25 protein-coding genes are annotated in these 23,631 nt (G+C 61.1%); 10 read left to right on the forward strand and 15 right to left on the reverse strand.

The window, feature by feature from the left end:
- Nucleotides 1–46: 46 nt before the first annotated feature.
- The 3 genes from ggt to BUA36_RS20290 all read right to left on the reverse strand — a co-directional run bounded on the left by ggt (nt 47) and on the right by BUA36_RS20290 (nt 3,406).
- Complete coding sequence (gene ggt / locus BUA36_RS20280) at nt 47–1,825, reverse strand: gamma-glutamyltransferase (protein ID WP_072787141.1); 1,779 nt, start codon at nt 1,823–1,825, stop codon at nt 47–49.
- A 92-nt stretch (nt 1,826–1,917) separates the two neighbouring features.
- The gene (locus tag BUA36_RS20285; protein WP_072787142.1) at nt 1,918–2,676 is read right to left on the reverse strand and encodes a 3-hydroxyacyl-CoA dehydrogenase; all 759 of its coding nucleotides are present in this window, start codon (nt 2,674–2,676) and stop codon (nt 1,918–1,920) included.
- Nucleotides 2,677–2,719: 43 nt separating this feature from the next.
- The gene (locus BUA36_RS20290) at nt 2,720–3,406 is read right to left on the reverse strand and encodes a YjjG family noncanonical pyrimidine nucleotidase (protein WP_072787143.1); all 687 of its coding nucleotides are present in this window, start codon (nt 3,404–3,406) and stop codon (nt 2,720–2,722) included.
- A gap of 135 nt (nt 3,407–3,541) precedes the next feature.
- On the opposite strand from BUA36_RS20290, the gene BUA36_RS20295 reads away from it, so the two are divergent.
- A complete protein-coding gene (locus tag BUA36_RS20295) occupies nt 3,542–3,991 on the forward strand; it encodes an OsmC family protein (RefSeq protein ID WP_072787144.1) in 450 nt (149 codons plus the stop codon).
- 7 nt (nt 3,992–3,998) lie between these two features.
- Here BUA36_RS20295 and BUA36_RS20300 read toward each other — a convergent pair whose 3' ends face one another.
- The 9 genes from BUA36_RS20300 to BUA36_RS20340 all read right to left on the reverse strand — a co-directional run bounded on the left by BUA36_RS20300 (nt 3,999) and on the right by BUA36_RS20340 (nt 11,686).
- Entirely contained in the window at nt 3,999–4,436 is a 438-nt protein-coding gene (locus tag BUA36_RS20300; RefSeq protein WP_072787145.1) for a hypothetical protein, read from the reverse strand.
- A 72-nt stretch (nt 4,437–4,508) separates the two neighbouring features.
- Nucleotides 4,509–5,486, reverse strand: coding sequence for a class I SAM-dependent methyltransferase (locus BUA36_RS20305; protein WP_208861913.1), 978 nt, complete (start codon nt 5,484–5,486; stop codon nt 4,509–4,511).
- A gap of 146 nt (nt 5,487–5,632) precedes the next feature.
- On the reverse strand, nt 5,633–7,681 hold the full coding sequence (locus BUA36_RS20310; RefSeq protein WP_084560258.1) for a sodium-translocating pyrophosphatase: 2,049 nt from the start codon (nt 7,679–7,681) through the stop codon (nt 5,633–5,635).
- 155 nt (nt 7,682–7,836) lie between these two features.
- Nucleotides 7,837–8,493: an adenylate kinase gene (adk, locus tag BUA36_RS20315; RefSeq protein ID WP_072787146.1), complete on the reverse strand. Its 657-nt coding sequence runs from the start codon at nt 8,491–8,493 to the stop codon at nt 7,837–7,839.
- 188 nt (nt 8,494–8,681) lie between these two features.
- Complete coding sequence (gene kdsB, locus BUA36_RS20320; protein ID WP_072787147.1) at nt 8,682–9,428, reverse strand: 3-deoxy-manno-octulosonate cytidylyltransferase; 747 nt, start codon at nt 9,426–9,428, stop codon at nt 8,682–8,684.
- A gap of 3 nt (nt 9,429–9,431) precedes the next feature.
- The gene (locus BUA36_RS20325) at nt 9,432–9,608 is read right to left on the reverse strand and encodes a Trm112 family protein (RefSeq protein WP_008446346.1); all 177 of its coding nucleotides are present in this window, start codon (nt 9,606–9,608) and stop codon (nt 9,432–9,434) included.
- Complete coding sequence (gene lpxK, locus BUA36_RS20330; protein WP_072787148.1) at nt 9,589–10,650, reverse strand: tetraacyldisaccharide 4'-kinase; 1,062 nt, start codon at nt 10,648–10,650, stop codon at nt 9,589–9,591. Before lpxK ends, BUA36_RS20325 begins: the two co-directional genes overlap by 20 nt.
- Nucleotides 10,637–11,071 carry an ExbD/TolR family protein gene (locus BUA36_RS20335; RefSeq protein WP_072787149.1) on the reverse strand — a complete coding sequence of 145 codons (435 nt, stop codon included), beginning with the start codon at nt 11,069–11,071 and terminating at the stop codon, nt 10,637–10,639. The genes lpxK and BUA36_RS20335 overlap by 14 nt, the downstream gene beginning before the upstream one ends.
- A 9-nt stretch (nt 11,072–11,080) precedes the next feature.
- Entirely contained in the window at nt 11,081–11,686 is a 606-nt protein-coding gene (locus tag BUA36_RS20340; protein WP_072787150.1) for a MotA/TolQ/ExbB proton channel family protein, read from the reverse strand.
- Between the two features lie 1,098 nt (nt 11,687–12,784).
- On the opposite strand from BUA36_RS20340, the gene xseA reads away from it, so the two are divergent.
- A complete protein-coding gene (gene xseA / locus BUA36_RS20345; RefSeq protein ID WP_072787151.1) occupies nt 12,785–14,143 on the forward strand; it encodes an exodeoxyribonuclease VII large subunit in 1,359 nt (452 codons plus the stop codon).
- 4 nt (nt 14,144–14,147) lie between these two features.
- Nucleotides 14,148–15,047, forward strand: a complete 900-nt coding sequence (locus BUA36_RS20350; RefSeq protein WP_139260646.1) for a hypothetical protein — start codon at nt 14,148–14,150, stop codon at nt 15,045–15,047.
- Here the strand turns inward: BUA36_RS20350 and glk are convergent.
- Complete coding sequence (glk, locus tag BUA36_RS20355) at nt 15,044–16,036, reverse strand: glucokinase (protein ID WP_072787153.1); 993 nt, start codon at nt 16,034–16,036, stop codon at nt 15,044–15,046. The genes BUA36_RS20350 and glk overlap by 4 nt on opposite strands.
- A 260-nt stretch (nt 16,037–16,296) precedes the next feature.
- On the opposite strand from glk, the gene BUA36_RS20360 reads away from it, so the two are divergent.
- A complete protein-coding gene (locus BUA36_RS20360; protein ID WP_072787154.1) occupies nt 16,297–17,277 on the forward strand; it encodes a LacI family DNA-binding transcriptional regulator in 981 nt (326 codons plus the stop codon).
- A 110-nt stretch (nt 17,278–17,387) separates the two neighbouring features.
- Nucleotides 17,388–17,966 (forward strand): superoxide dismutase [Fe], encoded by a 579-nt coding sequence (gene sodB / locus BUA36_RS20365; RefSeq protein WP_072787155.1) that lies wholly within the window; start codon nt 17,388–17,390, stop codon nt 17,964–17,966.
- Between the two features lie 74 nt (nt 17,967–18,040).
- On the opposite strand, the gene BUA36_RS20370 is transcribed toward sodB, so the two are convergent.
- Nucleotides 18,041–18,790 (reverse strand): hypothetical protein, encoded by a 750-nt coding sequence (locus BUA36_RS20370; protein ID WP_072787156.1) that lies wholly within the window; start codon nt 18,788–18,790, stop codon nt 18,041–18,043.
- A 71-nt stretch (nt 18,791–18,861) separates the two neighbouring features.
- Here BUA36_RS20370 and mgrA point away from each other — a divergent pair, with 71 nt between their 5' ends.
- The gene (gene mgrA / locus BUA36_RS20375; RefSeq protein ID WP_072787157.1) at nt 18,862–19,902 is read left to right on the forward strand and encodes an L-glyceraldehyde 3-phosphate reductase; all 1,041 of its coding nucleotides are present in this window, start codon (nt 18,862–18,864) and stop codon (nt 19,900–19,902) included.
- A 31-nt stretch (nt 19,903–19,933) separates the two neighbouring features.
- Complete coding sequence (locus BUA36_RS20380; protein ID WP_072787158.1) at nt 19,934–20,836, forward strand: LysR family transcriptional regulator; 903 nt, start codon at nt 19,934–19,936, stop codon at nt 20,834–20,836.
- Here the strand turns inward: BUA36_RS20380 and BUA36_RS30405 are convergent.
- Nucleotides 20,833–21,189, reverse strand: coding sequence for a hypothetical protein (locus tag BUA36_RS30405; protein WP_072787159.1), 357 nt, complete (start codon nt 21,187–21,189; stop codon nt 20,833–20,835). The two genes, BUA36_RS20380 and BUA36_RS30405, sit on opposite strands and share 4 nt — an antisense overlap.
- A gap of 161 nt (nt 21,190–21,350) precedes the next feature.
- Here BUA36_RS30405 and BUA36_RS20390 point away from each other — a divergent pair, with 161 nt between their 5' ends.
- The 3 genes from BUA36_RS20390 to BUA36_RS20400 all read left to right on the forward strand — a co-directional run bounded on the left by BUA36_RS20390 (nt 21,351) and on the right by BUA36_RS20400 (nt 23,630).
- Nucleotides 21,351–21,644 carry a hypothetical protein gene (locus BUA36_RS20390; RefSeq protein WP_072787160.1) on the forward strand — a complete coding sequence of 98 codons (294 nt, stop codon included), beginning with the start codon at nt 21,351–21,353 and terminating at the stop codon, nt 21,642–21,644.
- A gap of 8 nt (nt 21,645–21,652) precedes the next feature.
- On the forward strand, nt 21,653–23,083 hold the full coding sequence (locus BUA36_RS20395; RefSeq protein ID WP_229255767.1) for an efflux transporter outer membrane subunit: 1,431 nt from the start codon (nt 21,653–21,655) through the stop codon (nt 23,081–23,083).
- 163 nt (nt 23,084–23,246) lie between these two features.
- Nucleotides 23,247–23,630: a MarR family winged helix-turn-helix transcriptional regulator gene (locus BUA36_RS20400; RefSeq protein ID WP_371851471.1), complete on the forward strand. Its 384-nt coding sequence runs from the start codon at nt 23,247–23,249 to the stop codon at nt 23,628–23,630.
- Nucleotide 23,631: the final 1 nt, after the last annotated feature.

Below are 23,631 nucleotides of genomic sequence, written 5' to 3' on the forward strand. Positions count from 1 at the left end.
AAGATTAGCAGGGTCTATGCCGTTTGGGGAGACATAAGGCCTCTAATTAGTCGCCCAAAACGACACCTTCCCGGCGCGGATCGGCGCCGCCGAACCATTCTTCCTTGCCGTTGACGGTGCGGCGCTGGATGCCCTGCAGGCCGGAATTCTGGTCATATTCGCGGATATCGTGGCCACGCGCCTTGAGCTGCTCGACCACGGCGCGGCTGACGCGCCCTGCTTCCAGCTCGGTCGGACCATTGCGGCTACCGATGTTCGGCAGGCTGATGGCCTGCTGTACGTCCAGGCCCCAGTCCAGCGTACCGACCAGCACCTTTGCCACGTAGTTGATGATGGCCGAGCCGCCCGGCGAACCGGTCGCCATCACCAGCTTGTGCGTGCCCTTGTCGAACACCAGCGTCGGCGACATGGCGCTGCGCGGACGCTTGCCCGGCTGGACGCGGTTGGCGATCGGACCATTTTCGTCCTGCGAATCAAAGGAGAAATCGGTTAGTTGATTATTCAGCATGAAGCCATCCACCATCTGGCGCGCGCCAAACGCGTCTTCCACCGAGGTGGTCATCGACAGGCCGCCGCCAAACGCATCCACCGCCACCAGGTGCGAGGTGGATGGCTTGTCGATGGCGGTGTCGGCGCCCCAGGCGACCTGCATCGTATCCGGCGTGCCGTATTTGGCGCGGCCCATGGATTTGTCGCCGATCAACGCTGCACGCTGTTTCAGGTAGCCCTTGTCCAGCATGGCGGCAACGCCCTTGCCTGGCAGTGGCACAAAGTCGGTATCGGCCACGTAGCGGTTGCGGTCCGCATACGCCAGGCGGCCCGCTTCGGTGAACAGGTGGATGCCATCCGCCGTCAGCTGGCCGTTGACCGGCTTGTACGGACTGATGTCCTTGTTCTCCAAAATGCCCAGCATCTGCGCGATGGCGATACCGCCGGACGAAGGCGGCGGCGCGCCGCACACGGTCCACTTCTTGTAGTCGCTGCAAATTGGATCGCGTTCCTTGGCCTGGTAGCCGGCGATGTCGGCCGCCGTGAGCTTGCCCGGATTGGTCGGATGCGACGCCACTTTCGCGGCGATATCCCTGGCGATGCGGCCTTTGTAGAACGCATCTGCGCCACCGTCGGCAATTTCATGCAGGGTGCGCGCCAGCTCCGGGTTCTTGAGGAGGTAGCCGACCGGACGTGGCTTGCCGTCCGCATCGAAGAAGTAGGCACGCGCCACCGGATCGCGCGCCAGGAATTTATCGTAAGAGATCAGCGCGTTCAAACGTGGGCTGACGGCAAAGCCGTTTTCGGCCAGCTTGATCGCCGGCTGGAACAGGTTTTTCCACGGCAGCTTGCCGTGCTGCTTGTGCGCCAGCTCCAGCATGCGCAGCACGCCGGGTGCGCCGGTCGAGCGGCCGCCGACCACGCCCGCTTCACGCGAAACCGGTTTGCCGTCCTTGTCCTGGAACAGGTGTTCGTCAGCAGCGGCGGGCGCGGTTTCACGGCCGTCGTAGGACTGCACACGTTTGCCGTCGGCATACATCAGGAAGGAACCGCCGCCGATGCCGGACGATTGCGGCTCCACCAGCGTCAGCACCATCTGCACGGCGATGGCGGCATCCACCGCGCTGCCGCCCTGCTTGAGCATCTGATAACCAGCCTGCGTGGCCAGCGGATTGGCGGCGGCCACCATGAATTTTTGCGAGGACTTGCCAGCTTTCTCGGCGTAACCAGTGGCGATTTCCGGCGCCATATCTGGCGTGGCGCGTTGTGCGTAGGATGGCGCGTGGAGTGCGCCCAGCAGCGCGATGCTCAGCGCAAGGGTCTTCAAACGATACATGAACTCTCCAAATAAAAAGGCGCGCGGCCTGCGCCGCGCGCCCGATCACTCTGGCATCCTACACGAAATCGTTTATCCCGTTTTACGTGTGATTACTTAGGCTGCATGCGGATCGCGCCATCCAGACGGATGGTTTCGCCATTCAGCATGGCATTTTCGATAATGGCTTTGGCCAGTTGCGCGTATTCGTCCGGCTTGCCCAGGCGCGGCGGGAACGGCACCATGGCGCCCAGCGCGTCCTGCACTTCCTGCGGCATGCCCATCAGCATAGGGGTTTCAAAGATGCCCGGCGCGATGGTCATGACGCGGATGGCATTGCGCGACAGGTCGCGCGCCATCGGCAGCGTCAGGCCGGCCACGCCAGCCTTGGAAGCGGCATATGCCGCCTGGCCGATCTGGCCATCAAACGCTGCCACCGAAGCGGTGTTGATGATGACGCCGCGCTCGCCGGTTTCCAGCGGCGCGTTCTTGCCCATAGCGTCCGCCGCCAGGCGGCACATATTGAAGGTGCCGACCAGGTTGATGCCGACCACGCGCTGGAACAGGTCCAGTGCATGCGGGCCTTCCTTGCCGACGGTCTTGGCGGCGGGCGCCACGCCGGCGCAGTTGATGATGCCGCGCAGCGTACCTTGCGCCAGCGCCGCATCGACCACGGCTTTGCCATCGGCTTCAGTGGTGACGTCGCATTTGACGAAGACGCCTTTCAATTCGGCCGCCAGCGCCTGGCCGGCTTCCGCCTGCACGTCGGCCAGCACAACCTTGCCGCCCTGCGCGACGATCATGCGCGCGGTGGCCGCGCCCAGGCCGGAAGCGCCGCCGGTAACGATGAATACGTGATCCTTGATCTGCATATTGTCTCCTGTTTTCTATTTGACGTTTACGTAAACGTCAGCATTATAACAAGGTAGGCAGAATCGCATCCAGATGGGCGACTTCGTACGTCGGCCGGGCTTCGGATTCATTCAGCAAGCGGCCGGGATTGAACCAGCAGCTGTCGATGCCGAAGCGGTTGGCGCCAAGGATGTCGGCATCCAGGCGGTCGCCGACGATGATCGTTTCGTGCCTGGAGAAGGCGCGCGCCATGCGCGTGGTGTAGTCGAAGAAGCGGCTGTCCGGCTTGGCGTAGCCGCACGCTTCCGAGGTGGCGATGAAGGAAATGTAGCTGCCCAGCCCCGAGCTGGCGATGCGGCGGTGCTGGATCGCTTCCACGCCATTGGTGATGATGCCCACCTCGCCCACCGCCGCCAGCTGCGCGCATAGCTGCGCGGCGCCGTCGATCAGCACCACGGTCTCGGACAGCGATTCCAGATACAGCTGACTGGCCGCTTCCGCATCCAGCGCCAGCGCGCTGGCAGCAAAGGTCTTGCGGAAGCGCTCGACCTTGAGGAAATCCTTGCTGACCGTGCCCAGTTCAAACTCCCGCCACAAACCGAGGTTGATGGCCTGGTACTGCGGGAACAGCGCTTCCGTGCTGCCGGTGTGGCCCAGCTGCTGCATGGTGCGGACGAATGACAGCTGCTCAGAGGCTTTGAAGTCCAGCAGCGTGTCGTCGAGATCGAAAAGAAAGAGTGTATGTTTCATAGCCCGACAGTTTAACGGATCGCCAGCAACACGATGCGGCGCGCCGATGGATGGCATCGCGCATGGGAATCCGGCTGACGGCAAAACGCTCGGCCAGTTCGCGCTACACTTTGCGTCCCAACCAAGGAGAACGCCATGGCATCGCACCAGTATCAGCTCACAGTGGAATGGACCGGCAACAGCGGCAGCGGCACGTCCGGCTACCGGGAATATGAACGCGCGCACACGATCAGCGCAGCAGGCAAGCCGTCGATTCCCGGCTCGTCCGATCCCGCATTTCGCGGCGACGCTGCGCGCTGGAATCCGGAAGAGTTACTGGTGGCCTCCGCTGCCGCCTGCCACAAGCTGTGGTATCTGCATCTGTGTGCGGATGCCGGGATTGTCGTCACCGCCTACGAAGACCATGCGCAAGGCACGATGAAGGACGACCGCTTCGAGTCCATCGTGCTGCGCCCGCGCGTGACGATTTCGGCAGGCAGCGCCGATACGGCGGCGCAACTGCACCACGCCGCACATGAGAACTGCTATATCGCCAATTCAGTGAATTTTCCGATTCGCTGCGAACCTGTGATCCTGACGGCCTGATCCGGCGTCAGCACTGGATCATTGCGCCGGAGCGGTTGCACACCTTGCCCGACGGCGCCACCACGCCGCCGCCAGCATTGTTATAGCGCACGCCGTTGGCGCCGATGCAGCCGGCGGCATCGCAACCGGTCACGGGCACCGGCGCGTGCGGCCGGTCCAGCAGGCTTTGGATGGAAGTAGAAGGTGGCGCAGCCGGCATTGCCACTGGCGGTGCGCGCTTGAGGTCGGGCATGCGCTGCACGATTTGCGGCACCGGGCGGCGCGGCATCGGCGATTTGGCCGGCGCCGTGCGGCAGGGCTCGACCGCGAGGCCGGTACCTTCCGCGTTCAGCTGACACAACGGCAATTTGGCGTAATCCGCCGCCGGATCTGCCCAGGCAAACTCGCACACCAGCATTCCGAATAGAAACACGACAGTGAAAGCAGCGGATTTGGCGATGTTCATGGCGTTCCCTCCCTGTCTGTATTATTAGCAGACGCACGATAGCAGGGAAGCCACGGAAACAATTCGTAACGCTTAACGTCCCCGCTGCACGATGATGCCCACCGAGGTGCAAGCATAGCCGAACAGTTCCAGCTTCAGGTGGGCCGGGCCGTTTTGCGGCGTGGTGCTGGCAAAGGGCACGGTATCCACGTAGCCGTCGAGGAAGTGGGCGTCCGGCGCGATGGCAAACGCATCGACGTGGTGGCCACGTGCGCGCAGTTCGGTGATCAGTGCTTCCCAGTCCTTGCGGCGGTACAGCACCGTCGGACCGTCTTCCACCGTGGCGTCGTTGGAGCTGAGGTTGAATTCCGTCGTGTGGCAGGCGATGCCGCCCACTTTCAGCGTTTTTTCCACGCTGTTGATGACGAAATCCAGGCCCAGTTGCAGGCTGCCCAGATGCTCCAGCGCGCACGACGACCAGCAGAAATCGTAATCGCGGAATTGCTCGCCAATCGCGTTCATGTCGCACTCTTCAAAGTGGACACGCTCATGGAAGGTTTCACGGTCGAGGATGCCGCCGTAAGGAATGCTGTCGATCGCGCTGCTGTACTGGCCGTTGCTGCTCCAGCCCTGCGCCTGGTCCACGCTTTGCGGTGCATCGGTGGCGGTCACATGCATGCCGCCCTTGGCAAACAGCGCCGGCATACGCTCGGTGCCGACGCCAAAACCCAGCGCGCGCTTGCCTGGCGCTACCACACCACGGCTCTGCGCCGCGTGCACGATGTATGCCCACTCCCAGAACTTGCGGTGCAACATCGGCGGAATCGCCATTGAGCGTGCAATGGCGGTAAAGCTTGGATGGTAAAAGTCAGCTGCCGAGCAGGTCGAATACGGCATGAAAGGCTGCTGGGGATCGGACTGGTAGACGTCGATGGGCGGCAGAAAGATGCTGGCCGATGGTTTGCCCCTCTCCGCCAGCAACAATTCCTTTACACGCTCTTGCACCACAGATTCGGTAACACGCGAAATGATGCGGCGCAATGCAGCACGCGGGGACAGGCTGATATTCATAAGACAATCTTTGCTAAAGTTTACTACGGGATAGTATCCTCCTTCTCAGCAAAAGATTCTCACCAATTCCCACACAACTGCAATTTCCTTGTAACAAGGAGTAACGGCAGTCGTGTGGGCGGCATCCGCGCGATATTGGCTGGCCATCAGCCGACCGCCAGCCAGCCCGAGGCCGGCAGCAACGGCACCAGTAACAGCGCGACGATATTGATAATTTTAATCAGCGGATTGACCGCCGGACCGGCCGTATCCTTGTACGGGTCACCCACAGTATCGCCGGTGACGGCCGCCTTATGGGCGTCCGAGCCCTTGCCGCCATAGTGGCCATCTTCGATGTATTTCTTGGCATTGTCCCATGCGCCGCCGCCCGTGGTCATCGAGATTGCCACGAACAGACCAGTGACGATGGTGCCCATCAGCATGCCGCCCAGCGCGGCCGAACCGAGCAGCATGCCGACCAGGATCGGCACCACCACCGGCAGCAGCGACGGCACGATCATTTCCTTGATTGCCGACGCGGTCAGCATATCGACCGCCTTGTCGTACTCCGGCTTGCCCGTGCCTTCCATGATGCCCTTGATGTCGCGGAACTGGCGGCGCACTTCCACCACCACCGCACCGGCCGCGCGGCCCACCGCTTCCATCGCCATCGCGCCAAACAGATAAGGAATCAGGCCGCCGATAATCAGGCCGACAATCACCATCGGATTGGACAAATCAAACGCAATGCTGCGGCCAGCCGATTCCAGCGCGTGCGTGTAGTCGGCAAACAGCACCAGCGCCGCCAGGCCGGCCGAACCGATCGCATAGCCTTTGGTGACAGCCTTGGTGGTATTACCGACCGCATCCAGCGGGTCGGTAATCGCGCGCACCGAGTCCGGCATGCCCGACATCTCGGCGATGCCGCCGGCGTTGTCTGTGATCGGACCGTAGGCGTCCAGCGCCACTACGATGCCCGCCATCGACAGCATCGAGGTCGCAGCAATTGCCACGCCGTACAACTGGCCCAGCTGGTAGGAAACCAGGATCGCCGCGCACACGGCCAGCACCGGCCATGCGGTGGACTTCATCGAGACGCCCAGGCCGGCAATGATGTTGGTGCCGTGGCCGGTGGTCGAGGCTTCGGCGATGTGCTTCACGGGGGGGAAGTCAGTGCCGGTATAGTATTCGGTGATGTAGACCATCAGCCCGGTCAGCACGATGCCCACCACGGTGCAGCCCATCATCTTGATCCGCATGGCGTCGTCGCTCCACAGCTGCCAGGTGACGATGGCAAAGCCGATCAGCGACAGCCCGGCCGCCCACCACAGGCCGGTGTACAGCGCCGACATGATCTTCTTGCCCGGCTTGGCCTTGACCATCGAGCAGCCGATGATCGACGCGATGATCGAAACTGCGCCCAGCAACAGCGGATACACCACCGCCGTCGTGCCCATCGCGCCCATCAGCAGCGCGCCCAGCAGCATGGTGGCGATCAAGGTCACCACATAGGTTTCAAACAGGTCGGCCGCCATGCCGGCGCAGTCACCGACGTTGTCGCCGACGTTATCGGCGATCACGGCCGGGTTGCGCGGATCATCTTCCGGAATGCCCGCCTCCACCTTGCCGACCAGGTCCGCGCCGACGTCCGCACCTTTGGTAAAGATGCCGCCGCCCAGCCGCGCAAAAATCGAGATCAGCGATGCGCCAAACGCCAGGCCGATCAAAGGCTCGATCACCTTGTGCAAATTCACGCCCGGACCGACGCCGGCCACCAGGAACATATAGAACAGCACCACGCCCAGCAGGCCCAGGCCGACCACCAGCATGCCGGTGATGGCGCCGCCCTTGAAGGCGACGTCGAGCGCCTCGTTCATGCCTTTGCTGGCCGCCTGCGCGGTGCGTACATTGGCGCGCACCGAGACATTCATGCCGATAAAGCCGCACGCGCCCGACAGCACCGCGCCAATCAGGAAGCCGATCGCGGTACTCAGGTCAAGCAACACACCAATCAGGATGAGCAGCACCACGCCGACAATCGCGATGGTACGGTACTGGCGCGCGAGGTAGGCTGCGGCGCCCTGTTGAATCGCCAGTGCGATTTCCTGCATCCGCGGATTGCCCGCGTCCTGTCGCAAAATCCAGCTGCGCGACCAGAGTCCGTAAATCACGGCGATGACGCCGCATGCAACTGCCAACCATAAGCTGTCTGCCATAGTGTCCCCTTATTATGTTGATCGAGCCTACAAACCACACTTCAGCGCACCGCCGCTTGTGACAGCGGGCCGCTAACTGCGAACTGCAAAACTGAAAAACTGGGATGGCATCCGGCGAAAAAAAAGCGGACCATCGGTCCGCTCTACTTTAACGCTTATTTGCTCAATGCGGCAAACGCTGCGTCGCGAATTTCGTCAACAGGACCGACGCCTTCGATGCGGCGGTACTTGGGTGCGCCAGGCTGGCCCGATTGTGCCCAGGTGTTGTAGTAGCCCAGCAGCACTTCAGTTTGGTTGTGGTACACGTCCAGACGCTTCTTCACGACCTCTGCCTTGTCGTCGTCGCGCTGCACCAGCGGTTCGCCGGTGACGTCGTCCTTGCCTTCTTCTTTTGGCGGATTGAACTTGACGTGGTACACGCGGCCCGATGCCGGGTGGCAGCGGCGGCCATCGATACGTTCAATGATCGATTCATCCGGTACGGCGATTTCCAGCACGTAGTCCACGGCGACGCCGCTGTCTTTCATGGCGTCAGCTTGCGCGATGGTGCGTGGGAAGCCGTCGAACAGGTAGCCGTGGGCGCAGTCAGGCTGGGTCAGGCGGTCCTTGACCAGACCGATGATGATGTCATCCGATACCAAACCACCTTCATCCATGACCTTCTTGGCGGCCAGGCCCAGTTCCGTGCCAGCCTTGATGGCGGCGCGCAGCATATCACCAGTGGAAATTTGCGGGATGTTATATTTTTCTTTGATGAAATTAGCCTGGGTGCCCTTGCCGGCCCCTGGTGCTCCTAAAAGAATGAGACGCATGAAGTTTCCTAAAAACAGATATGGGTATGGTTGGTTAGTGTCAGATCGTACGAAACTTACCACAAAACTTAGTCTTTACGCCAATTTGCCAGCGATATTCCGTATGAATATCGCACAGTTACAGGCTTTATATCAGTGGTAACTGACGGAGAACTGACGATTCGCGGCGCGAATCGGTATAAATTATTTTAATAATGCTGGCGTACGCGCTCCAGGTCGTCCGGCGTATCCACGCCAGCGGCCGGGGCCGAATCGGTCACATGCACGGCAATCGGGTAGCCATGCCACAGCACGCGCAGCTGCTCCAGCGCTTCGATCGCTTCCAGCGGCGAGACTTCCAGCGCCGGATAGGCTTGCAGGAAGTCGTTGCGGTAAGCGTACAGTCCGATGTGACGCAGCGGTACATGGCCAGCAGGCAGATGCTCTTTGGACTGCGCAAACGCGTCGCGGTTCCACGGGATGGTGGCGCGCGAGAAGTACAGGGCGCGGCCAGCCTTGTCCAATACCACTTTCACCACGTTGGGGTTGAACGCATCGGCCGCCGTGTGCAGCGGATGGGCGCAAGTGGACATCGGCACATCCTTGCCAATCCGCGCGGCGGCTGCTTGCAGCAGGGCCGGATCGATGAGCGGTTCGTCACCTTGCAGGTTGACGATGACGGCGTCCGCCGGCAGGTTCAGCGTGCGTACCACTTCAGCGATGCGGTCGGTGCCGGACGGGTGGTCCGCACGGGTCATGCACACTTCCACGCCATGCTGCTCGCAGGCGGCGCGGATGTCTTCGTGATCGGTGGCGACGATGATGCGGGCAGCGCCCGACTGCTGCGCGCGTTCGGCCACGCGCACCACCATCGGTTTGCCGCCCAGGTCGGCCAGCGGTTTGTTCGGCAGCCGGGTCGAGGCCAGGCGGGCCGGAATGACGACGATGAAGGACACTGCTTATTCCGCCTTGTCCTGCAGCGTGCGCGCCTCGTCGGCCCACATGATCGGGATGCCGTCGCGGATAGGATAGGCCAGGCGGTCGCCTTTGCAAATCATCTCCTGCGCCTTTTTATCGTACTCCAGAGGGCCTTTGCAGACCGGGCATACCAGGATATCAAGCAATCGAGCGTCCACGACATTTCTCCACAATTTGGTCGGCCAGCGCGCGGTCGATGCACGCTGTTACCGGGACGACCCATAGTCGCGGGTCGTCGCTGAGTTCTTCAATTTGCGCACATTTTACTGCATCCTTCTCCGTCATCAAGATTAGGTCGGCCTCCAGGGCAGCAAATGGCCGGTCCTGAAAGTCGTGATGATCGGGCAAAGGCAGCTCAATAATGCGCAGGCCCGCGGCTTTCAGCATGCCAAAGAAACGCGCCGGATTGCCGATGCCGGCGGCGGCGGCGATGCGCAGCGCGGGTTGGGCGGCCAGTTCCGCCAGCGCCTTGCGCCGGGTTCGGTCGCGGAGCTGCTCGGCGTACTCCCCCACCAGCGTCATCTGGACCGCCACCGTCCGCAGCTCTGGAGTAACGGCGCGCACCAGCTCAGGCGTCAGCTGCGGCGCATTAATAACCGTAAAATCACGCCGGCGCGACACCGGCTCGCGCAGCGGCCCGGCCGGCAGCAGCCAGCCATTGCCCGCGCCACGACCGTCGAACAGGATGATCTCCACATCGCGCTGCAGCCTGTAGTGCTGCAGGCCATCGTCGGTGATCAGGATATCCACCTCGGGATGCGCGGCCAGCAGCGCGCGGCCGGTGGCTGCTCGGTCACGCCCCACCATCACCGGAGCACCGGTGCGCTGCCTGATGAGCAATGGCTCATCGCCCACCTGGGCCGGCGTGGAGGTCGCCGTCACTGCACGCGCGCCCTCCTCCGAACTGCCAAACCCACGCGAAATCACGCCCGGCCGCATGCCCGCGGCCTGCAGCGCCTGCACCAGCCAGATGGTCAGCGGCGTCTTGCCCGTGCCGCCGATGTAGATATTCCCCACCACCACCACCGGCACCGGCAGGCGCGACGACTTGAGTACGCCCGCGCGGAACAGGGCCGCACGCACGCCACTCAACAAGCGGAACAACAGGGAGACGGGCCACAGGGCGCACGCCAGCGGGCCGCGGCGCAGCCAGTTGCGTGTCAGCGTGGATTCCAGCGCCGACGAATTATTTTGTGCCACCTGTCTGCGCCGCGAAAGTAAGTTTCTCGTAGCCGGCGATGCGCGCGGCCTCCATCACATTGATGACCATTTGATGCATCGCGAACTGGTCCGCGTTGACGATCACCACCGGCGACTTGCCAGCCTCGCCGCCCTTGCCGGCCGCCTCGCGCATGGCCTGCGCAAAGCCGTTCACATCGCGGAACGATACCGGCTCGCCGTTGATGGTGTAGTTGCCCTTGGCGTCCACCGTCACATTCAGCTCGAACGGTTTCTCCGTGGCCTTCTGCGCATCGGCAGTCGGCAGCGTGATCTGCAATTCGGTGAACTTGCTGTAGGTGGTGCTGACCATCAGGAAAATCAGGATCACCAGCAGCACGTCGATGAACGGGATCAGGTTGATCTCCGGGTCCTCGCGGCGCTGGCCTTTGCGGAAATTCATGGCGCGTCCTTACTTGCGCTTGCTGTGGACGATGTCCACAAACTTCACCGCCTGCTGCTCCATGTCGATGATGAAGCTGTCCACCAGCGCGCGGAAGTGGCGGTAAAAGACCAGCGTCGGCATCGCGATCGCCAGGCCAAAGCCGGTGTTATACAAGGCCACCGAAATACCGTGCGCCAGCGCGGCCGGATTGGAACCCGCTGCATTCTGCGAACCGAAAATCTCGATCATGCCGACCACCGTGCCAAACAGGCCCATCAGCGGCGCCAGCGTGGCGATGGTGCCCAGCGTGGTCAGGAAGCGCTCCAGCGTATGCGCCACGCCGCTGCCCGCTTCTTCAATCGACTCTTTCATCACATCGCGCGGCGCATCCACATTGCGTAGCGCGGCCGACAGCACGATGCCCAGCGGCGAACTCTTTTCCAGCTTGTCGATGATGTCAGGCGTGATGTGGTTGTTGCGGTAGACCTGCACCACTTCGTCCAGCAGCTTTTTCGGGATGATCTTGCTGCGGCGCAGATACATGAGGCGTTCGACAATCAGGGCCGTTGCGACGATGGAAGCAATCAACAACAGCCAGATAGGCCAACCTGCAGCTTGGAATATGGCGAGCAAAACGAACTCCTAGTGATAAACAACCGAATGGCGCAATGTATCGTGTTGGACGGCCGTCGGCAAGTGTCTGGTGGAGTTCTCAACATTTTCTGTGGACAATAATGTGAGCAAGGCCAGTGCTTTATACCTAAGTCCTTGATCTACAACAGAATACTTTATCAGCTCAAAATTTGCGCAAGCGCATTTCCCCCATCCCCAGTTATGCCCATATTCTGTGGACAACGTTGTTAGCAAGGAACACCGCTTCCGGTAAAGCCGTTGATTTATAAGGAGATTTTTTTTCTGCGTAAAAAAAGCGCACCTGTCGCAGGCCAAAACACCGGGCTTCTGCCACTGGTATGAATGTGGACTTCTACACATTTAATGTGGATAAGCGTGTTAGCAAGCGCTTCCACAACATGCAAGCATATTGATTTATAAGGATTTTTTTGCCTTGAGTAAAAATCTGGCACCACCGTATTTTTCGCCCCTTTTGCGTGCAGAACCCCGCTTATCCACCGTCCAGTGCAGGAATGCGACCGATAAGCTCCAGCTATCGCCCACTTCTGCACATTTTGTGTGGATAAGATTGTTAGCAAGGCGCAAGTTACAAACCCAAGTCATTGATTTGTAATATTTTAATTGCCATGCGTAAAAATAAAGCAGCTGATTTCAGGTCATGCGTCCGGTGGAAAAATGTCACTGGATCAGCCGGCCCGGATATTCACCACCCAGGGCGACAAACAGCCCAGCGCAGAGTTTTGCACAAATTCTGTGGATAAAAGTGTGTGAAACAATGCCCCACCCGACTTAAGTCATTGATTTGTCACAATATACTTTCTCTGCGTAAATTTTAGGCATGGCGAAAATACCAATAAGAAAACAGCTATCGCTCACCAAAGTTCCACACATCTTTTGTGGATAACTTTGTGCGTAACCGGAGCTGGTGCGGGCAAAGTGCTTGATCCATAAGGACTTTTCGTCTTTGCACGCAAATACAGCAGAAATGTTTACCTTTTAAAATCATAGATTTACCTATAATACTTACCGCTTTAGCTGCTCTGTTACCGCTGTGTGACCAAACGCACATAGTGTGGATAGTTTCCATTTTTGAAATCTATGAACTTCGACGACCCTCACGACACCGCTCCCGCCGCCGCCCCGGTGATTACCGTCAGCGCCCTCAATCAGGCGGTCGCGCGGCTGCTGGAGCGCACCTTCCCCTTGCAGTGGATATCTGGCGAGGTGTCCAACTTCACGCGGGCGGCATCCGGCCACTGGTACTTCACGCTCAAGGACGACGGCGCCCAGGTGCGCGCCGTGATGTTCCGCGGCCGTGCGCAGTACGCAGGCTTCGTGCCACGCGAGGGCGACAAGGTCGAGGTGCGCGCGCTGGTCACGCTGTATGGCGCACGCGGCGACTACCAGATCAATGTGGAAGCGATCCGCCGCGCCGGCGTAGGCTCGCTGTTTGAAGCCTTCCAGCGGCTCAAGGAAAAGCTGGACGCGGCAGGCCTGTTCCATCCGGACCGCAAGCGCGCCCTGCCGATGTTTGCGCGCACCGTGGGCATCGTCACCAGTCCGCAAGCCGCCGCACTGCGCGACGTGCTGACCGCCTTGCAGCGCCGCGCGCCGCACGTGCAGGTGATCCTCTACCCGACGCCGGTCCAGGGCCAGCTGGCGGCGCAGAAAATTGCGGCGGCCATCGACACGGCATCGCTGCGCGGCGAGTGCGATGTGCTGATCGTTTGCCGTGGCGGCGGCAGCATCGAGGACCTGTGGTCGTTCAATGACGAGGAAGTCGCGTATGCCGTAGCCAACTGCCGCATGCCGGTGATTTCAGGCGTCGGCCACGAGACCGACTTCACGATCTGCGATTTTGCGTCCGACCTGCGCGCGGCCACACCAACGGCGGCGGCCGAACTGGCCGTCACGCCACGCGCCGACTGGATGGCATCGCTGCGCGCCGACGTCATCGACCTGCGCCGCGCCATGCGCCGCGCACTCAACGATGCCGAGCAAACGCTGGACATGCATACGCGCCGCCTGCTGAATCCCTCGGCGCAAATCGGGCAGCAGCGGCACAAGCTGCGCGCCTTCGCCACCACCATGACGCACGCCAACCGCGCGCCATTGGCGCAAGCGCGCCATCAGCTGGACCGTTTGAGCGGCCGCCTGAGCGCACGCAAGCCGGACGTCAGCGCGGCGCGCTCGGTGCTGGCCAGCTTGCAGCACCGCGCCACCACTAGCATGGCACGCCAGCTGCATCAGAAACGCGACGCCCTGGCCGCACTGTCTTCGCAGCTGGAACTGCTCAATCCCCAGCGCACGCTGGAGCGCGGCTACGCCATCGTCACCGACAGCAAGGGCGCGATTTTGCGCACGCCAGCCCAGCTGCAACCACGCAGCAGCATCCACGTGCGCCTGGCCGAAGGCAGCGCCGAAGTGGGCATCGACAGCGTACAACCGACGTTATAAGAAAATGATGAAAGCCTTGGTACTGACACTGACACTTGCTCTTGCTGCGGCCAATGCTGCGGCGTACAGCATGCCGGACGAGCAGGTCAAAACGCCCTACGGCGTGCTGACAGCCTCGCCATCGCAAGGCGCGTCGCTGGATGCCTACACGCTGACATTGGGCGGCAAAACGCTGGGCAAGGTCGAAGCCGATGCCGTCAACCTGTACCGCGTCGCCTCGTCTGATAGCGGCCCCGCTTATGTCATCGTCGACAAGAATGTGCCGGGCCTGCACTGCCGCCATGAATTTGCTCTAGTCCAGATCAGCTCCGAGACCAACGCCAGCTTGTCCGAGGGCTTCGGCGAGTGCATGGACTTCCTGGATGCGAAGCTCACCCAGGACGGCGTCTCGATCATGCTGGAGAGCCCTGCTATCGAGGGCCAGAAATCGCACACCGAAGAGTGGCAGTGGAAGCATGGCGTCATGAGCAAGGCGCAGGCTGCGGCGCCATCCGGCCTGCTCCGCTACGACAACAGCAAATACGGCTACGCGGTCAGCTATCCAGCGTCCTTTGTGGGACAAGGCGTCTCCGATGCGGGCGATGGCCAGATCTTCACCGCGCCCGGAAACGACGCCAGCTTCACTGCATCCGGCAGCTATTGCGAAGATGGCGCCCGTGCGCTCGCCAGCTTTGTTGACGGCTATAAGCAGAATGAGAAAAAAGGCAGCCTGACCATCACCTACAGCCGGATGACCAAATCGTTCGCGGTGGTATCCGGCATCAGGGGCAGCCGGATTTTCTATGCCAAACAGACGTTCAACAACACCAGCTGCGCCAAATTCAGCCTGGAATATGAACCGGCAGCGAAGAGCGTGTACGCCCCGCTGATCGGCCGTATCGCCAACTCCTTGAAGCTGAACTAAGCGGCAGCAAGCATGGCGGACATACCGCTCAGGACCAGATTTTTTTCAGTGATGACGTAAGTCGGAATGTGGGCCAGGTAGTCGGAGAAGCGGCCCTTCTGTTCAAAGCGCGCGCGGAAGCCGGAGCGTTCGAAAAAGTCGCTCATCTTCAGCACGATGCGGCCGCCGATGTAGATGCCGCCTTTGGCGCCCAGCGTCAGCGCCACATTGCCGGCCACGGTGCCCAGCATTTCGCAGAAAGCCAGCAGCGTCTCTTCGCACACGGGATCGAGACGGTGCAGGCCACGGTCCATGATGTCGCCGGTACTCAGATTTTGCGGCTCGACGCGCGCGCGTTCGCACAGCGCCCGGTACACCAGCGACAAGCCGATGCCCGACACCAGCCGCTCGCTCGACACATGCTCGTGGTAGCGGCGCGCATAGCGCAGGATGTCGATTTCGCGCTCGTTCATCGGCGCGAACGTGGCGTGACCGCCTTCGCTGTCAATGGCGATCCAGCGGTCGCCGGCCGGCACCAGGCCGGATACGCCCAGCCCGGCATCCGCGCCCACCAGGCCAATGGTCGCGCCAGCGCGCGCCACACCTGCGCCGATCTGGTGTTTTTGTTCGGGCGCCAGATACGGCAAGGCGCTCGCCAGCGCGGTGAAGTCGTTCACCACCACCAGCGATTTGAGACTGAACTGCGAGCACACGGCTTCAATCGAAAACGACCAGTGATGGTTGGTCATGGTCACCCAGTCGCCATCAATCGGGTTGGCGATGGCAATGCCGGCAAAGCGTGCCTGGTAGCCGCCCGCCGCCACCGTCTCCGCCTGCGACAAATAGGCCACCATGGCCGCACCCAGCGTGGGATAGGCAGCGCACTCGGTCAGCCAGATGGCTTCGATTTGATTGGGCGCGGTCTCCAGGCCAAAACTGGCACTGCTGCCGCCGATGTCAGCCAGGATGCGCGGGCCGTTGGCGAGGTGCGAAAAAGAATCGCGTTTCATGTCTCTTTCCGTTCTGTCTCTTGTGTTTGGACGTTCTGATTTGGCGTCTTGATTATATGTCACAGCATTTCTTGAAAACGTTTTCAAATGCCTTTTTCATTAAATACTGCCGCCCGCAGAAAGTCAATCTGCTGTCACTCTCCAAATTGGCGGAGAGGGACAAAAAATATGGTAACCTTCCGGCGAAAAGGTTTTCATAACTACACCGATAAGGAAATACGTTGGCAGACACTCCCCACTCCTCCGGCCCATCGACGCTGATGGATGTTGCACGCCAGGCGGGAGTGTCCCCGAGTACGGTATCGCGTATCCTGAACGGCACAGCCAAGGTGTCGGACGACAAGCGCCAAGCGGTGCTGGCGGCCATCGAAAAAATGAATTTCGCGCCCAACCAGATGGCGCAGGGCCTGAAAAAAGGCCGCTCCATGACCATCGGCATCGTGGTGCAGGATATCTCTTCCCCTTTCTTTGACGAAACGCTGCGCGGCGTGGACGATGGCCTCAAAGGCACGGGCTATGCGTCGGTCATCGTCAGCGGCCACTGGAACGCGGAAGAGGAAGCCGACCGTATCCGCCTGCTGCTGGCGCGCAAGGTCGATGGCATCATCCTGCTGTCGGGCCGCATGTCGGATGAGACGGTGCTGAGTTTTTCCGGCCAGCGTCCCATCGTGTCCACCGGCCGCGCGCTGCAAACCCGCAGCGCGCTGGGCTTCAAGATGGACAATGAACATGGCGCCTATCTGGCCGTGCACCACCTGATTGAGCTGGGCCACAAGCAGATCGCCTTTATCTCCGGCCCCGCCAACAACAGCGATGCGGCCGAACGCCTGGCCGGCTACCAGCGCGCCTTGCAGGAAGCAGGCATCCCAATTGACGATCACCTGATCGTTGAGGGTAACTATCACGAGTCGAGCGGCATGCTGGCCATGAACCGCTTGTTCGATACGCACCAGCAGTTCACGGCGGTGTTTGCGGCCAATGACCTCAGTGCGTATGGCGCGCGGCTGGCCTTGTACCGCAAGGGCATCCGTGTGCCGGATGATATTTCGCTGGTCGGTTTCGACGATCTGCCGGGCTCCTCGTACACAACGCCGCCGCTGACCACGATACGCCAGCCGCTGTACGACATCGGCCGCATCGCCACCCAGGCCTTGCTGCGCATCATCAACGGTGAGGAAGCGCGCGGCGCCGTACCGCCGCTGGAACTCATCGTCCGCGAAACCACGCGCAGGGTGCGCTAATCCACACGAAACCCGGGTGTTTTCTGCGAGGACGGCCTAACCGCTTTACAATGGTGGTCGTTTCGATAAAATCACCCGGTTGAAACAACCACTAAACCTAAGGAAGAACAATGGAACATACTCTGCCACCTCTGCCATATGCAATCGACGCCCTGGCGCCGGCCATCTCGCAAGAAACGCTGGAATACCACTACGGTAAGCACCACCAAACGTATGTCACCAACCTGAACAACCTGATCAAAGGTACCGAGTTCGAAAACCTGTCGCTGGAAGAAATCATCAAGAAATCGTCGGGCGGCATCTTCAACAACTCGGCACAAATCTGGAACCACACCTTCTTCTGGAACAGCCTGACCCCGAACGGCAAAGGCGCACCAGACGGCGCACTGGCTGATGCCATCAACGCCAAGTGGGGTTCGTTCGACAAGTTCAAAGAAGAATTCACCAAATCGGCCGTCGGCAACTTCGGTTCGAGCTGGACCTGGCTGGTGAAAAAGGCTGACGGTTCGCTGGACATCGTCAACACCTCCAACGCCGCCACCCCGCTGACCACCGACGCCAAAGCGCTGATCACCATCGACCTGTGGGAACACGCTTACTACATCGACTACCGCAACGCGCGTCCTAAGTTCGTCGAGACTTTCTTCAAGCTCGCCAACTGGGACTTCGCTGCTGCCAACTTCGCCTGAGCGATCCCGGCAGCCTAAGTCAAAAGCCCGCTTCGGCGGGTTTTTTTTCGCCATCGTAGACTGGTGGGCCGACCTCAAGGCATCAGCTGTAGCGTTTTGGTGGTTTTGAACTCCCCTTTCTCGCCAGCGCCAGTGCTGCTGCCACGGCTTTCGAAGCGGCTGGTAACCAGACGTTTTCCGGCAACCGTGTAGCTACTGTTTTCTTCGTTTTTGCCGTTGAAGCTGACCACCAGAAAGGCGCGTCCAGAGTAGCTCTGTACGATGCGGCTGCCCAGCGGCGTACCGTCCGGGCCGATCCAGACGTAGATATTGCCCTCAAAATCCTTGACGTATTTACGCTGACGGTCACTGATGACGTCCATACCCTGCGCATAGGTCAGCATGCGCGCGGCCTTGCCCTGGTAGCTGTCCTGCTTCTCCGATTTGAACGCCGCCTTTTCCAGACGCTGCGCCAGCATTGCCGCCGCTGAGATCATCGGCCGCAGCTCGGTCGGCGCAAAGTCTTTGGCCGCGCTCATGGTGGGTGTTTTGGCATTTGGATTGCGCGCTTGCGCGACGGCTTCCGCATCCAGCCTGGCCAGCATCTCGCGGCTGTAGGTCAGCTGCATGCCACGTGCGCTATCGTCGATGCTGACGCTGGCCTGGCCGTTGATTTCTTCCACATCCTTGCCCTCGCCTTCGCGCCGCCATACACTCGCCTCCAGCGTGGCCTTCAATGGCCCTGGCTCCTGCAAACGTTCAAGCGCCGCCTTCAGATCGGCCGCGCCATCCGCGCGGGCTGCAGCACTGATGGCGATCGCCACCAACAGCAATACCAAACGCATACCGTCTCCTGTGGATTTATGATTGGACGATTATAATGAGCCGGCCCGATTCCACCATGGAGACTTTTACAATGAGTTACCTCGCGTCCCCGCATCGCTATGACGAGATGCAGTACCGTACCTGCGGCCGTAGTGGCCTGAAGCTGCCGTTGATGTCACTGGGGATGTGGCATAACTTCGGCGACACCAACAACCTCGCTTCGCAGCGCGAGATGCTGCGCACCGCGTTCGACCTGGGCATCACCCACTTCGACCTGGCCAACAACTACGGCCCGCCATACGGCTCGGCAGAATCCAACTTCGGCCACCACTTCAGGCAGGACTTCAAGCCTTACCGCGATGAGCTCATCATCTCCACCAAAGCCGGCTGGGATATGTGGCCCGGCCCATACGGCCAGGGCGGCGGCTCCCGCAAATATGTGCTGGCCAGCCTGGATCAATCGCTGCAGCGCATGGGCCTTGACTACGTCGATATCTTCTACTCGCACCGCTTCGATCCGGACACGCCGCTGGAAGAAACCATGGGCGCCCTGGCGCACGCGGTCCAGCAAGGCAAGGCCTTGTACGTGGGCGTGTCGTCCTATTCGGCAGAGAAAACCGCGGAAGCCGCGCGCCTGCTGAAAGAGTGGAAGGTGCCGTGCCTGATCCATCAGCCTTCCTACAATATGCTGAACCGCTGGATCGAAACCGACGGCCTGCTCGACACGCTCGGCCAGGAAGGCATCGGCTGCATCACCTTCACCGCGCTGGCACAGGGCATCCTGAGCGACAAGTACCTGAACGGCGTGCCTGCCGACGCCCGCATCAATCGCCCTGGCGGCGGCTCGCTCCAGCAATCGCATCTGAGCGAGGCCAATCTGGAGCGCGTGCGCGGCCTGAATGAAATCGCCAAACGCCGTGGCCAGACGCTGGCGCAAATGGCGCTGGCCTGGGTGCTGCGCGATGAACGCATCACGTCCACGCTGATCGGCGCCAGCAACGCCGCGCAGATCCGCGAGAACGTCGCCGCGTTGAAGAACCTCTCCTTCACCGCAGAGGAACTGGCGCACATTGACGCGCAGGCACAGGAGGGCGCGATCAATCTGTGGGCCGGCTCCTCGGAGCACCGCTGATATGGCCAACACCATGCGATAAGTCTTCCTGATGGATCGATTCAACGCCATGCGTGTCTTCACCCGCATTGTTGAGCTGCAGAGCTTCAGCAAGGCGGCGGAAGACATGCAAATCCCCGCCGCCACGGCGACCTACACCATCAAGCAGCTGGAAGCGCGGCTTGGCGTGCGCCTGCTGCAGCGGACCACGCGCCATGTCAGCCCCACGCTTGATGGGCAGGCCTACTATCAGCGCTGCGTGCGGATTCTGGCGGACGTGGAGGAAACCGAGGCGGGCTTCGGCAACAGCGGCGCCGCACCGCGCGGCAAGCTGCGCGTGGATTTGCAAGGCACGCTGGCCCAGCATTATGTGCTGCCGCGGTTGAAGGAGTTCTTCGCCCGCTACCCCGACATCGAACTGGAAATCGGCGTGGGCGACCGCTACGTGGATCTGGTACGCGATGGCGTTGATTGCGTGCTGCGCGCGGGCGAGCTGCGTGACTCCAGCATGGTGGGCCGGCGCGTCGCGACGCTACAGCAGGTGACGTGCGCCACCGCCGTCTATCTCGACCGGCAAGGTACGCCGCAGACTGTGGAAGACCTGCACACGCAGCAGCACCGCGCGGTGAACTTCTTCTCGTCCAGCACCGGCAAGTTCTTCCCGCTGGAGTTTACCGTCAACGGCGAACAGCGCAGCATTACGCTGCCGGGCAGCGTGTCGGTCAGCAGCGCCGAAGCTTATGCGGCCTGCTGCGCCAATGATCTGGGGCTGGTGCAGCTGCCCCGCTATCATGTCGAACACCTGCTGCGCAGCGGCGTGTTCCGCGAAGTGCTCAGCGCCTACCGGCCGAAACCGATGGCGGTATCGGTGGTCTACCCGCATCAGCGCCAGCTGTCGCCGCGCGTGCGCGTGTTCGTCGACTGGCTCAGCGACGTGATGACGGCCGCCAGTTAGCTGGTCCGCGACCAGTCGCGCCGTTCCTGGCTGCGCAGCTGCGGCGGCACATCATGTTCGGCGGTTTCATCGTCGGCGGGTACCTGCTCGCGGAATTCGCCATCCACCACCGGTATGGTTTCGACGTGGTCGAAGCCGATATCGCTTTCAATGTTCTCCATGCCGACGCTGGCGCGCTCGCCGGTGCCCTGGGCATCGGTATCGCTATCCAGTTCGCTATCGGGCTCACCGGTGACATCGCTGCCACTGTCCGAGTTATCGCTGGGTCCCAGTGCGCGCGTGCCGTGACCTTTACCCAGGATGCGGTCGGTGCCTGCCGGGATGTTGTCCGGGTCCAGAGTGCTGTCAGCCATGGTGCTCTCCTTATCAAAACTTATTAAAAGTTCATTCAATCATTGCACCGCCACAGCGTCGGTGCGGCATTTCGCATATGGCTATCGTGCTCATAGGAATTTTTTACTTTACAAATGTAATATTCACTCATATAGTTACTCCATCAACCAAGGAGATCATCATGAGCACCACTACCAAGCACCTGCTGACCGCTGCCGCTACCGTGGCGTTTGCGATCGCCGCTACCGCCACCACCGTGACCAACGCTTTCGCGCAGACCGCGCCAGCCACCACCAGCGCCGCCCAGACTGCGGTCGCCAACAGCGCACTGGTTTCCGCCAAAGCGGAGAAACCCGCCGGCAAAACCCGCGCTGAAGTGCAGGCGGAATTCTTCGAAGCCCGCAAGAACGGCACGCTGATCGAAACCGAAGCGGACATGGACGTCGCCCAGACCCGCAAGCACGTCGCCAAGTAAGCATCGCTGTGAAGCTGTCTCACCTCGTCATTCCCGCACTGGCATTGGCCGTACTGGCCGGCTGCGCGGACATGGGCAACGTCAAGCCCCAGGCCGTGCAACTCAAGCCTGCCGGACTGAATCCGGGCCAGGCCATCGCCGCCGCCAGCGCCAATATCGCCTGGCCCGACGAACGCTGGTGGGAAGCGTTGCACGATGAGCAGCTGAATCAGCTGGTCAGTTCCGCGTTGCGCGACAACCCGTCGCTGCGCGCGACGCTGGCCCGCGTACGTCAGGCCGAAGCACTGGCTGGCGTGGCGCAAGCCGCGACGCAGCCGCGCGTGGATGCTTCGGCCAGCGCCGACCGTGAGCTGTATTCGGCGCACAGCACGATCCCCGCACCACTCGCCGGGAACTACGCGTGGAAGAACACCGCCACGCTATCCGGTTCCTACGATCTGGATTTGTGGGGTCGCAACCGCGATGCGCTGGCGGCAGCGCTGGATGAAATGCACATGGCGGCGGCCGAATCGCAGATGGCGCGCCTGACGCTGGCGACGTCCATCGTGCGCACCTACATCCAGCTGTCGCTGGAGTACACGCTGCAGGACAGCGTGGCCGAAAACCTGGCGCAGCGCCAGCGCATCCTCGACATCACGCGCCGCCGCAAGGCCGCTGGCCTGGCGACGGATCTGGAGGTCACGAATATCGAAACAACGCTGCCGGCCGGACGGCGCGAGCATGAGCAGATCGGCGAATCGATCGCCCTGCTGCGCAACCAGCTGGCAGCCCTGATTGGCAAAGGACCGGGTGACGGCGACACGATCACCCGGCCGATGCTAACCCTTGCGGCCGGCCGCGGTGACGCGGTGCCGGCCAACCTGCCGGCGGAACTGGTCGGCCGCCGGCCCGACATCGCGGCGCAGCGCTGGCGTGTGGAAGCGGCAGGTTCACGCATCGCCGGGGCCAAAAAGGACTTCTACCCGAATCTCAACCTGGCGGCCTTCGTGGGCGTGCAGTCGCTGGGCTTCGGGCATTTCCTGGAATCCGGCTCGCAGATGCGCGGCATCACCCCGGCCATCAGCCTGCCCGTGTTTGAAGGCGGGCGACTGCGCAGTCAACTGGGCAACCAGACGGCCATCTACGATGGCGCGGTGGAGCAGTACAACGCCGCAGTGATACAGGCGATGTCCGAGGTTGCAAACGCAGTCGTGAAAATCGCCTCAGTCAGGCAGCAGGACCAGCTGGCGCAGCGCGCGCTGGCCTCGGCGCAACGCCAGCAGCAACTGGCGGAACGCGCCTATCAATCGGGGCTGACCGACACGCTGAACGTCATCAACGCCCAGCTGACCTTATTGAACGAACAGCAGCAGATGGCGCAAGTGGCGAGCAAACAACTGGATAACTACGCATTATTGATGTCAGCGCTTGGTGGGGGCATAAAACTGGATTTACATTGATACTTAGATAGTACAATCAATCCTTTCCAAAAATATCAGAGGAGTGGCAATGAGTAGTTTTGAAGCGACTAAAAAACGCCTAAAAAACATCCATGGCCGAATACCGGAATTCCCAGAGGAGTTGATGCGCCTGGTGCGTATGACTTATCACATCCAGAAACGGATGAAAGATTTAACCAACTCCGCGCTGCGCAAGTATGAACTGGTGGATGCCAGCTACATGGTGCTGGCGGTGCTGTACGGCTCGGACAATGAGACTTCGACCGCGTCCACGCTGGGCGAGGCCTGCATGGAAAAACCGGCCAACCTGACGCGCGTGTGCAATGACCTGGAATCGCAGGGCCTCATCACGCGCGGCAACCGCCCCGGCGACCGTCGCTGCGTGATGATCTCGCTGACGGACGAAGGCCGCGCGCTGGCCGAGAAGGTGCTGCCGGAAGTCTGGAACAAGACCACCCGCGCCTACGACGGTTACACCGCCGAAGAAGTAAAACTATTGGAATCACTGCTGAAACGGCAGCTTGATAATTTAGAAGCCATCACTTAGA

It is taken from the genome of Duganella sacchari, from assembly GCF_900143065.1.
Taxonomy (GTDB): domain Bacteria; phylum Pseudomonadota; class Gammaproteobacteria; order Burkholderiales; family Burkholderiaceae_D; genus Rugamonas; species Rugamonas sacchari.

Excerpts from the sequence above, each read along its gene's own strand:
- BUA36_RS20380 (WP_072787158.1), top strand. The coding sequence starts at position 19,934 with ATGGATCGATTCAACGCCATGCGTGTCTTCACCCGCATTGTTGAGCTG.
- ggt (WP_072787141.1), bottom strand. The coding sequence starts at position 1,825 with ATGTATCGTTTGAAGACCCTTGCGCTGAGCATCGCGCTGCTGGGCGCA.
- BUA36_RS20290 (WP_072787143.1), bottom strand. The coding sequence starts at position 3,406 with ATGAAACATACACTCTTTCTTTTCGATCTCGACGACACGCTGCTGGAC.
- xseA (WP_072787151.1), top strand. The coding sequence starts at position 12,785 with ATGAACTTCGACGACCCTCACGACACCGCTCCCGCCGCCGCCCCGGTG.
- BUA36_RS20350 (WP_139260646.1), top strand. The coding sequence starts at position 14,148 with ATGATGAAAGCCTTGGTACTGACACTGACACTTGCTCTTGCTGCGGCC.
- BUA36_RS20335 (WP_072787149.1), bottom strand. The coding sequence starts at position 11,071 with ATGAATTTCCGCAAAGGCCAGCGCCGCGAGGACCCGGAGATCAACCTG.
- BUA36_RS20300 (WP_072787145.1), bottom strand. The coding sequence starts at position 4,436 with ATGAACATCGCCAAATCCGCTGCTTTCACTGTCGTGTTTCTATTCGGA.
- BUA36_RS20400 (WP_371851471.1), top strand. The coding sequence starts at position 23,247 with ATGAAAGATTTAACCAACTCCGCGCTGCGCAAGTATGAACTGGTGGAT.
- BUA36_RS20305 (WP_208861913.1), bottom strand. The coding sequence starts at position 5,486 with ATGAATATCAGCCTGTCCCCGCGTGCTGCATTGCGCCGCATCATTTCG.
- BUA36_RS20310 (WP_084560258.1), bottom strand. The coding sequence starts at position 7,681 with ATGGCAGACAGCTTATGGTTGGCAGTTGCATGCGGCGTCATCGCCGTG.
- BUA36_RS20360 (WP_072787154.1), top strand. The coding sequence starts at position 16,297 with ATGGATGTTGCACGCCAGGCGGGAGTGTCCCCGAGTACGGTATCGCGT.
- mgrA (WP_072787157.1), top strand. The coding sequence starts at position 18,862 with ATGAGTTACCTCGCGTCCCCGCATCGCTATGACGAGATGCAGTACCGT.
- BUA36_RS20370 (WP_072787156.1), bottom strand. The coding sequence starts at position 18,790 with ATGCGTTTGGTATTGCTGTTGGTGGCGATCGCCATCAGTGCTGCAGCC.
- BUA36_RS20285 (WP_072787142.1), bottom strand. The coding sequence starts at position 2,676 with ATGCAGATCAAGGATCACGTATTCATCGTTACCGGCGGCGCTTCCGGC.
- BUA36_RS30405 (WP_072787159.1), bottom strand. The coding sequence starts at position 21,189 with ATGGCTGACAGCACTCTGGACCCGGACAACATCCCGGCAGGCACCGAC.
- BUA36_RS20295 (WP_072787144.1), top strand. The coding sequence starts at position 3,542 with ATGGCATCGCACCAGTATCAGCTCACAGTGGAATGGACCGGCAACAGC.
- glk (WP_072787153.1), bottom strand. The coding sequence starts at position 16,036 with ATGAAACGCGATTCTTTTTCGCACCTCGCCAACGGCCCGCGCATCCTG.
- BUA36_RS20390 (WP_072787160.1), top strand. The coding sequence starts at position 21,351 with ATGAGCACCACTACCAAGCACCTGCTGACCGCTGCCGCTACCGTGGCG.
- sodB (WP_072787155.1), top strand. The coding sequence starts at position 17,388 with ATGGAACATACTCTGCCACCTCTGCCATATGCAATCGACGCCCTGGCG.
- adk (WP_072787146.1), bottom strand. The coding sequence starts at position 8,493 with ATGCGTCTCATTCTTTTAGGAGCACCAGGGGCCGGCAAGGGCACCCAG.